The following is a 9,429-nucleotide window of genomic DNA, read 5'->3' on the forward strand; positions in this document are numbered from 1 at the left end:
CGTTCGAGCGGTGTTACTTGGCAGCCGTGATGGGTGCCGCGAGTTCCTGCTCGTCGATTTGGACCTGCAGCTTCTCCAGCGTCTCGTCGAGGCCGGCGCCGAGGCGCTTGCCCGGTGTGAACGTCGCCGGGAGGTGCCGCATGCCCTGGATGACGCCGATGGAGTCGTAGTGCACCGTCGTCTCCGGATCGCACGTGTAATCGGGCATCCGGTCGAGAACGGCGAGCAGCATTCGCTTGAACACCGTGCGCGCCAGGTTCGATCCGATGCACCGGTGGACACCCAGACCGAAGCTGAAGTGGCGGTTTCCCTTCCGCTCGAGGTCGATCGAGTTCGGGTCGTCGAACAGAGCGGGGTCGCGGTTGGCCATCGCCCACGACAGCCACAGACGCTCGCCTTCCTTGAACTGCGTGCCCTCGAACTCGCAGTCGGCGGAGAAGGTACGACCGTCACCCGGCGAGGGGGTGAAGTACCGCAGGAATTCCTCGGTGGCACTGTCGAGCAGGCTGTCGCGTTCCCGGCTGAGACGCTCGCGCTCGTCGGGGTTCTGGCTCAGCCATTCGAGGGCGTGCGAGGTCAGTGCCGTGGTGGTGTCGAATCCGCCACCGATCAGCAGGCTCAGGATGCCGAGGAGCTCCATGTCGTCGGGCTTCTCGCCGAGCACCTCGACGTCGGCGATCGCGTTGATCAGGCCGGGACGGGGATTCTCGCGGATCTCGAACAGGTTCGTGATCAGGTCGATGCCCATGTTGCGGTGCAGTTCGCTGACGCGGGCGACGTCCGGCGAGTCCGGCGGGGTGTAGATCGCGGCGTGGACCGGCTCGCAGTACACCTCCCACTTCTTGATCGGCACACCGAGCATGGCCAGGGTGATGACGGCCGGCACGATGTTCGCGAGATCGTCGACGAAGTCGATCCGTCCGCTCTCGATCTTCTCGTCGAGGCTCGCGCGCACGACCTCGTCGATGACGGGGATCCACTTCTTGATCGCCGCGGGGGAGAGGTAGGGGTTGAGCAGGGCGCGGAACTCCCGGTGCTCGGGGTCGTCCATCTCGAGGATTCCGCCGCGCACGCCGGAGGCGCGCTCGGCCGTCGGAATCATGATGCCCTTGTAGCCTTTTCGGACACCCTTGATGTCGTGGTCGTTGGAGACGTTCGGGGACCGGACGAGGTTGAACACCTCGTCGCTGCCCGCGGCGACCCAGTGGCCGCCGTGGGTGTCCGACCAGGCCATCGGGCATTTCGACTGCATCTCTTCCGTGATCGGAAGGAAGTTGTCGCGATAGTCGGGTGCGTGCCGGTCGAACTGGTGGACCGGAGTGCGGTGGGATGTGTCGGCAACGACGTCGTCGACGCTCATGACTGTCCTCTCTGACGCTTCGATCGGGGCTGTCGAAACGTTGGTGGTCAGGAGATCTCGATGGCCTGCTCAGGGCAGGACCGGGCTGCTTCGCGTACGTTCTCCTCGAGATGCGCGGGCACGTCCTCCACGACGGCGGTCGCGTGGCCGTCGATGTCGCTCAGTTCGAATACTTCTGGTGCGGCCATGGCACACAGGGTGTGGCCCTGGCAGCGGTCGGGGTCGACTCTGACCTTCACGATGTTCCTCCCGGTCGATGATGTGTACTGGTCCGGTCCGGCAACGTCCTGCCGCGTGCGGGGGTCGCCCGCCACGATCGAACGGTCAGATGTGGTAGTCGTACCACTTGAGGTAGCCGCCACCGTCGACGCGCATCTGCATGCCGGTCACGTAGCGCGATTCGTCGGACGCGAGGAAGAGCACCATGTTGCTCGAATCCTCGGGCTCGATGTACGGGATCGGCATGGCCTGCTGCACACCGAAGGCGGGCTCCGCATCCTCACGCCGGGGGTGCTCGAGGTCGGGGCGGAAGGAGCGGTACATCGGTTCGCTCTGCAGCATGTCGGTGTTGCAGTTGGTGGGGTGCAGAACGTTCGCGCGGATCATGCGCGGCGCGAGATGGGTTGCGAGCGTGTCGATGAACTGGGACAGGGCCCGCTTGGAGAACACGTAGGCGACGCCACCGAGATCCTTGCCGGGCTGGTCGACCTTCGACACGTCCATCAGTGCCGCGGTGGAACCGGTGGCGATGATGGAGGCGCCTGCCTTCAGGTGCGGCAGGGCGGCGTGGACGGCGTTCATCGTGCCCACGAGGTTGGTATTGACGACGTCGGTCCAGGCCTGGGTCTGGGGCTCGCCCTTCATGCCGGCGACACCGGCCTGCGCGACGACGACGTCGAGCCTGCCGAACTCGGTGATGCCCCGCGCCACAGCGTCTTCCATCTGGGCTGCGTCGCGGACGTCGGCCTGGATCGCGACGATCCGGCGGCCTTCCTTCTCGACAAGCCGTACGGTTTCCTCGAGGTCCTCCGGCGTGGCCATGGAGTAACCCATCGAGTCGATGTCCGTGCAGATGTCGACAGCGATGATGTCGGCGCCCTCGGACGCGAGCTTGACCGCGTGGCTGCGGCCCTGGCCGCGCGCCGCACCGGTGACGAACGCGACCTTGCCTTCGACACGTCCCACTGGTTTGTCCTTTCGATCGGGTTTCGGCGGAGAGGGTGGATCAGGTGTTGCGTCCGCCGTTGACCCCGAGGATCTGGCCGGTGATGTATCCGGCCTCCTCGGAGATCAGGAAGGAGCAGGCGGCAGCGATGTCCTCGGGTTGCCCGACTCGGCGGACGGGGGTGCGCTGGACGTGTTCCTCGATGGTGCCGCCGAGCAGACCCTTCTCGGCGGAGCGGTGCAGCATGGGGGTCTCGACGAAGCCGGGGGGTACGGCGTTGACGGTGATGCCGGACGGACCGTATTCCAGCGCAAGTGATTTGGTGAGTCCGTTGACGCCGGCCTTGGACGAGACGTAGGCGGTCATGAACTGCTGACCCGACTGCGCGCTCGACGACGAGATGTTGACGATGCGTCCCCAGCCGGCCTCGAGCATGTCGGGCAGGGCGGCCTGCACGCAGTGGAAGACGCCGCCGAGGTTGACGTCGACGACCTTCTGCCAGGTCGCGTAGTCGATGTTGTGGAAGCGCTTGTAGAGCTCGAGTCCTGCGCCGTTGACGAGAATCGTGACGGGGCCGAGCTGCTCGCGGATCCGGGTGAATGCGTCGTCGACCTGTGCGCGGTCGGAGACGTCGACCTTGTACTCGAGCTCCTCACCGGAGGGGTTGAGATCGAGCACCGCGACCTGGTGGCCGTCCTTGCGCAGGCGTTCGGCGATCGCCTTGCCGATTCCGGAGCTTCCGCCCGTGACGACCGCTGTCTTCACTGCCACGGCTCGTCACCGACGATCGTGGTGCGGCGCATGAGGCGCTCGGACGACGGGTCGTAGGGCAGTGCCCGGTGCAGCATGCCGGTGTTGTCCCAGACGACGAGGTCGCCGACCTGCCATTCGTGGGAGTAGGAGAAGCGTTCCTGCGTGGTCCACGCGAGCAGCTCGTCGAGGAGTTCGCGGCTCTCCTCGGGGCGCATGCCGACGATGTGATCGGCCGTGGCGCCGATGACGAGGGAGCGTCGTCCGTCGCGGCGCTCCCAGACCAGGGAGGACTCGCGGGGCGGAAGCGCACGCCAGCGTGCGACCTGCTCCTCGGTGGGGTCGGGGTAGACCAGACGCTGGGCGGCCTCGAAGCTGTGGATGACGCGCAGACCTTCGTACCGCTTCTTCTCGTGGTCGGGAAGATTCTCGTAGGCGGCGTAGGTGCTGGCGAATTCCGTTCCCCCGCCGACCATTGCGACGTGGCGGGCGGTGAGCGTGGTGGCCTTCGCCGGCACCTCGTTGGTGGTGTCGTCGATGTGCCAGTGGAACGTGCCCTTGAGGTATTCGGCCGACGGCGTCTTGGCGGGGTCGAGCGAGACGGTGAAGATCTCCTGCCCGGGGGCGGGCATGACGACCTTGCCGAGCTTGCGGCTGAAGGCGAGCTGGGCCTCGTCGTCGAGGTCGATACCGCGAACGAGAAGTACGCCACGCCATTTGAGTGCTTCGAGCAGCTGGGCGACCACACGCTCGTCGTCGAGGCTGTCCAGGCCGGTGACTTCCACACCGAGTGACGGGCTGAGGGCTGTAGTGCTGATCACAAGAATCTCCCTTCCGGTTGCGAGAACCATACTCTCGCGCGATTGCGGGCCGCAAGACCCGGTGAATTCGCCCATGTAGGCCGTTGTCAAGTGGTGGGGATCACTTTCGGGACTATCCTGCCGGACTGCTCCTTGCTAAAGTTCTCGAAAGTCGAACAGATTTATTCTCTGATCTGAGAATGTGATTTCCACACGATGCGAGGAGATGGGATGTCAGTGCAGGAGAACGGAGCCACCGCTGTGGCCGACGCCGCGACCACCGAAGTGGCGAAGCGGCTGCTGATCGACGGGAAGCTCACCGCCACCGAGCGCACCTTCGCTTCCTACAATCCGGCGACCGGTGAACTGGTGGGTCACGCCCCCGACGCGGGTGTCGAGGAGGCGGAAGCTGCCATCCGCGCAGCGCGACGCGCATTCGACACGACCACCTGGTCGACCGACGTCGAGTTCCGGATCAAGTGCCTCGATCAGCTCTACAAGGCCCTGCGCGACAACGTCGAGGAACTGCGCGAGCTGACGATCGCCGAGGTCGGTGCCCCGCGCATCCTCACCCACGGCAACCAGGTCGACGCACCGCTCGAGATCGTGAAGTATTACGCCGACCTGCTGCGCAACACCGAGTTCACGGAGGATCTCGGCGACGTCGAGTTCCGTGGACAGCCGCACCGCCGCTGGGTGGAGAAGGAAGCGGCCGGCGTCGTCGCCGCGATCGTCGCCTACAACTACCCGACCCAGCTGGCCATGGCGAAGCTGCCGGCTGCGCTCGCCGCGGGCTGCACGGTGGTGCTCAAGGGCGCACCCGACACCCCGCTCGTCACCCAGGCACTCGCCGAGATCATCGCCGAGCACACCGACATCCCGGCCGGTGTCGTCAACATCCTCTCGTCGTCGCAGATCGCGCCGGGCGAGCTCATGACCACCCATCCGGACGTCGACGTCGTCACCTTCACCGGCTCGACTCCCGTGGGCAAGAAGATCATGGCTGCGGCCGCGGACTCGCTGAAGAAGGTCTTCCTCGAACTCGGCGGCAAGTCGGCGCTCATCGTCCTCGAGGACGCCGACTTCGCGACCGCCGCGCAGTTCGCCGCCTTCAGCATCTGCTCGCACGCCGGCCAGGGCTGCGCTCTGACCTCGCGTCTTCTCGTCCCCCGCAACAAGCACGACGAGATCGTCGCGCAGGTCGCCGGGATGATGCAGAACGTGCCCTACGGCGATCCGTCGAACCCGAAGATCTACATGGGCCCGGTCATCAGCGAGAAGCAGCGCGAGAAGATCCACGGCATGGTCGAGCGCGCCGTGGCCGACGGTGCCACCCTCGTCACCGGTGGCGAGAAGGTCGATCCGGGCTGGTTCTACAAGCCCACCCTGCTCGCGAACGTCGACCCCGACAGCGAGATCGCACAGGAGGAGGTCTTCGGACCGGTCCTCGCCGTCATCCCGTTCGACGACGACGACGATGCCGTGCGGATCGCCAACAACTCCAAGTACGGCCTGTCCGGTGGCGTGCTCACCGCCGATGAGGAGCGCGGCATCGCGATCGGTCGCCGCATCCGCACCGGTACCTTCTCCGTCAACGGCGGCAACTACTTCAGCCCCGACGTCCCGTTCGGCGGCTACAAGCAGTCCGGCATCGGCCGTGAGATGGGCAGGGCCGGACTCGAGGAGTTCCAGCAGCTCAAGGCGTTCTCGAAGGCGGTGACGTCGTGAAGCCACTCGAAGGCGTCCGCGTCGTCGAGGTCGCGATGTACGGTTTCGTTCCCTCTGCGGGCGCAGTGCTCGCGGAGTGGGGCGCCGACGTCGTCAAGATCGAGCACGCGGTGACCGGCGACCCACAACGGGGTCTGCGGCAGACGGGAACCCTTCGCGTCGAGGGTGATCCGAATCCCAACGTCGAGCATGCCAACCGCGGCAAGCGCAGCCTCGGCCTGGACATCTCGATCCCCGAGGGTCGCGAGGTGCTGCTCGAGCTCGTGCGCACCGCCGACGTCTTCCTCACCAGCTTCCTGCCCAAGGTGCGGACGAAGCTGCAGATCGACGTCGACGACATCCGCGCGGTCAACTCGAAGATCGTCTACGCGCGGGGGAGTGCGCTCGGCCCGCGTGGTGTCGAGTCCGGCAAGGGCGGATACGACATGACGGCCTTCTGGGCGCGCGCCGGTATCGCCGCCACGCTCACCCCGCCCGGCATCGACGGGATGATCGCGCCTCCCGGACCCGCCTTCGGCGACACGATCTCGGGCACGAACCTCGCCGGCGGGATCGCGGCGGCGTTGTTCAAGCGTGAACGCACGGGCGAACCCTCGGTGGTCGACGTCTCGCTGCTCAGCAGCGGGGTGTGGGCGATGGGCCACACCATCGCACTGTCCGCACATCTCGGGCAGCACATGGAAGCACCGAAGGCCGGTGGCCACGGTGCCCCGACGAACCCGCTCTCGGGTGTCTACGGCACCGCGGACGGACGCTACATCTCGTTCGTGATGCTGCAGCCGGCGAGGTTCTGGGCCGATGTGTGCACGCACATCGACCGCCCCGACCTCATCGACGATCCGCGTTTCGCGGACGCACAGTCGATCGCCGCGAACACCGTCGAGGCCGTCGAGATCCTGCGCGAGGTCATCGGCAGCCGCCCGCTCGCGGAATGGGTCCAGCGGTTCGGCACGCTCGCCGGGCCGTGGGCGCCGGTCCAGGACTCGCTGCAGGTCGTGAGCGACCCGCAGGTCCGCGACAACGAATATCTGGTCAAGGCAGGGGAACTCGAACTCGTCGCCAATCCGGTGCAGTTCGACGTGGCGCCACCGCAGACCGGACCGGCACCCGAGTTCGCCGCCCAGACGGAGGAGATCCTGCAGGAGATCGGTCTGGACTGGGAGCGCATCATCGAGCTCAAGACAGCGGGCGCAGTCACCTAGTCGGGGGCTGCACCCGGTTCAGGGAGGGGCCAATGCCTTACATCGCATCGATCGGAACGTACCTGCCGTGCTGGGGTAACCCCGACGCCAGGATCGCCGGTGACGACGAGGACGCCGTCACCCTCGCCGTCGAGGCGGGCCGCGCCGCGCTCGAAGCGGGCGGATCCGTCGAGTACGTCGTCCTCGTCAGCCGGGACCTGCCGCTGACCGAGAGCAGCAACGCCGCGGTTCTGCTCGCCGGCCTCGGGCTCGACCCGGAGCTCGAGGTGATCGAACGGCTCGGAGGAGCTCCGGCGACGTTGGACGCCCTCGGCTCGGCGCGACCACGGACACTGGTCATCGGGGTCGACCTGAACTCGGCCGGTGCGGCGGCGGCCCTCACCTCCGACCACGGGCTGCAGGTGCGGACCGCCGCGCGCGTGTCGCGCAGCCTGCCCGTACGTACGCGGAACGCCTCCGGCGACATCCACGACTACGGGGACCCGAGACTGCTCCGGAAGCGGGGTTATCTCGCCTCGCTCGCGACGGCCTGGGTGGACACCCCGGCCGTCGTGGCGGGGGTCCCGGCGCAGCGTGCAGCCTCGCTCGCGGCCACACAGACCACGGATCTGCCCACGACGGGCGCGAGTTCGGCGCTCTTCGCCCTGGCCGCGATGGCGGAGGCCGGTCTCACCGGACCTCTCGTCGGCGTCGAACAGGCCAGCCTGTCGGGACTGACCGTCGCGGAGGGGACGGCCGAGGTCCGTCGCCGGGAGAGACCGGCGCGGCCCGTGCTCGATTCGGCGCAGACCCTGCCCGGGGAGATCCCGATCTCGCTGGCGGCCTACGAGCGGGCCTTCGAAGCCAAGGTGCGATGGGAGGGCGGGCGTTTCCTCGACAGCAACCAGGTCGACTTCCCGCCGCGCTACCGGGTCGACGAGGACGGCTCGCTCGACACCGAGTACACCTTCGTCGAACTGCCGCGCACCGGGACGGTCTACACCGAGGTCACCGTGCACGTGCCGGTGCCGGGTCTGCGCACCCCGTACTCGCTCGTCGTCGTCGACCTCGACGGTGTCGGAGTGCGTGCGCTGGTGCGGGTCACCGGCACCGTCGCAGGCAGCGTCGACATCGGTGACCGGGGACGGCTGGTGCTCCGCCGCATCGCGGTGCGCTCGGGTGTCCCCGACTACGGATACGCCTTCGAACCCGATTCGGATCCCGTGGACGAGGAGGAAGCGGCATGAGAAAGGTCGCGATCGTCGGCGCAGGAATGACACCCTTCGCCGAACATTTCGCTCTGGGCATCCGGGACCTGCTTCCGATGGCCTTCGCCGAATGCGCGGCGAGCGTCGACAAGGGCGTGAGGAAGTCGGACATCGACGCGGCGTGGTTCGGATCGATGGGGACGACGGACGGTTTCCCGTCCGGGATCCTCGCCGACACCCTGGGTCTGCACGACGTTCCGGTGACGCGGGTCGAGAACTCCTGCGCGACCGGACACGACGCGATCCGCAACGCCGTCTACGGCATCGCGTCGGGGGCGTGCGACGTCGCGCTCGTGATGGGTGCCGACAAACTCCGGGAGACGGCCTCGAAGGGCATGCTCTGGGAGTGGGAATCCATGACGCGCGACATGGCATGGGATTTCCCGCTCGGCCTCGCGCAAGCGGGTTTCGCGCTGCACATGCGCCGCTATCTGTACGAGTCGCCGGCCACCCGTGAACACATGGCGATGGTCGCGGTGAAGAACCACCGCAATGCTCTGAACAACCCCAAGGCGTGCCGCCGATTCGAGCTGTCGGTGGAGGAGGTTCTCGCTGCCGATACCGTGGTGACCCCCTTCGGGGTCTACGACTGCGCACCGCAGAGCGACGGTGCGGCCGCGCTGATCCTGGTGGCGGACGACGTCGTCGACCGCTACACCGACAGGCCCGTGTGGATCCGCGGCACCGGTCTGGGTTTCGACGCCGTGATGCACCAGCACAAGCGCGATCTCACGTCTTTCGCGGCGACCCGGCGCGCGGCGAAGCAGGCGTTCGGCACCGCGGGCCTGTCGCCGGGGGACATCGACGTCGCCGAGATCCACGACTACTTCACCGGAATCGAGATCATCAGCTACGAGGATCTCGGATTCGCCGAACGCTTCGAGAGTTTCAAGCTTCTCGAGGCGGGAGTCACCGAGGTCGGTGGGTCGCTGCCGGTCAATCCCAGTGGCGGTCTGAACACGAAGGGTCATCCGCCGGGAGCGACCGGTGTCGCCCAGTGCGTGGAGTTGTTCGAGCAGCTCCGCGGACAGGCGGTCAATCAGGTCGACGGAGCGCGAACGGGTCTCGCGCACAATGTCGGAGGGCCGACGGCCGTTGCCGCCGTGACGATCCTGGAGGGCCCCGGGGACTGATCCGTAACTCCACCCGGCATCGCTGTTCGGCGAGGACCCGTGCA

Annotated in this window: 9 protein-coding genes; 4 read left to right on the forward strand and 5 right to left on the reverse strand. The window is 67.1% G+C overall.

The window, feature by feature from the left end:
• Nucleotides 1–13 precede the first annotated feature (13 nt).
• The 5 genes from ACLBYD_RS24525 to ACLBYD_RS24545 form a co-directional block, all read right to left on the reverse strand.
• Complete coding sequence (locus ACLBYD_RS24525) at nt 14–1,360, reverse strand: cytochrome P450 (protein WP_447818459.1); 1,347 nt, start codon at nt 1,358–1,360, stop codon at nt 14–16.
• A gap of 47 nt (nt 1,361–1,407) precedes the next feature.
• Nucleotides 1,408–1,599, reverse strand: a complete 192-nt coding sequence (locus tag ACLBYD_RS24530; protein WP_016692314.1) for a ferredoxin — start codon at nt 1,597–1,599, stop codon at nt 1,408–1,410.
• A gap of 85 nt (nt 1,600–1,684) precedes the next feature.
• Complete coding sequence (locus tag ACLBYD_RS24535) at nt 1,685–2,545, reverse strand: mycofactocin-coupled SDR family oxidoreductase (protein ID WP_423658148.1); 861 nt, start codon at nt 2,543–2,545, stop codon at nt 1,685–1,687.
• A 40-nt stretch (nt 2,546–2,585) separates the two neighbouring features.
• A complete protein-coding gene (locus ACLBYD_RS24540) occupies nt 2,586–3,290 on the reverse strand; it encodes an SDR family NAD(P)-dependent oxidoreductase (protein WP_447818472.1) in 705 nt (234 codons plus the stop codon).
• On the reverse strand, nt 3,287–4,096 hold the full coding sequence (locus ACLBYD_RS24545) for a TauD/TfdA dioxygenase family protein (protein WP_447818460.1): 810 nt from the start codon (nt 4,094–4,096) through the stop codon (nt 3,287–3,289). The genes ACLBYD_RS24540 and ACLBYD_RS24545 overlap by 4 nt, the downstream gene beginning before the upstream one ends.
• A gap of 210 nt (nt 4,097–4,306) precedes the next feature.
• On the opposite strand from ACLBYD_RS24545, the gene ACLBYD_RS24550 reads away from it, so the two are divergent.
• Genes ACLBYD_RS24550 through ACLBYD_RS24565 form a run of 4 tightly spaced genes read left to right on the forward strand, consistent with a single transcriptional unit; the run spans nt 4,307 to nt 9,385 of the window.
• Nucleotides 4,307–5,803 (forward strand): aldehyde dehydrogenase family protein, encoded by a 1,497-nt coding sequence (locus ACLBYD_RS24550; protein WP_447818461.1) that lies wholly within the window; start codon nt 4,307–4,309, stop codon nt 5,801–5,803.
• A complete protein-coding gene (locus ACLBYD_RS24555; protein ID WP_447818462.1) occupies nt 5,800–7,005 on the forward strand; it encodes a CaiB/BaiF CoA transferase family protein in 1,206 nt (401 codons plus the stop codon). Before ACLBYD_RS24550 ends, ACLBYD_RS24555 begins: the two co-directional genes overlap by 4 nt.
• Nucleotides 7,006–7,037: 32 nt before the next feature.
• The gene (locus ACLBYD_RS24560; protein ID WP_447818463.1) at nt 7,038–8,231 is read left to right on the forward strand and encodes an OB-fold domain-containing protein; all 1,194 of its coding nucleotides are present in this window, start codon (nt 7,038–7,040) and stop codon (nt 8,229–8,231) included.
• Nucleotides 8,228–9,385, forward strand: coding sequence for a thiolase family protein (locus ACLBYD_RS24565; RefSeq protein WP_447818464.1), 1,158 nt, complete (start codon nt 8,228–8,230; stop codon nt 9,383–9,385). The genes ACLBYD_RS24560 and ACLBYD_RS24565 overlap by 4 nt, the downstream gene beginning before the upstream one ends.
• Nucleotides 9,386–9,429: the final 44 nt, after the last annotated feature.

The sequence above is a fragment of the Rhodococcus sp. C26F genome, from assembly GCF_053345925.1.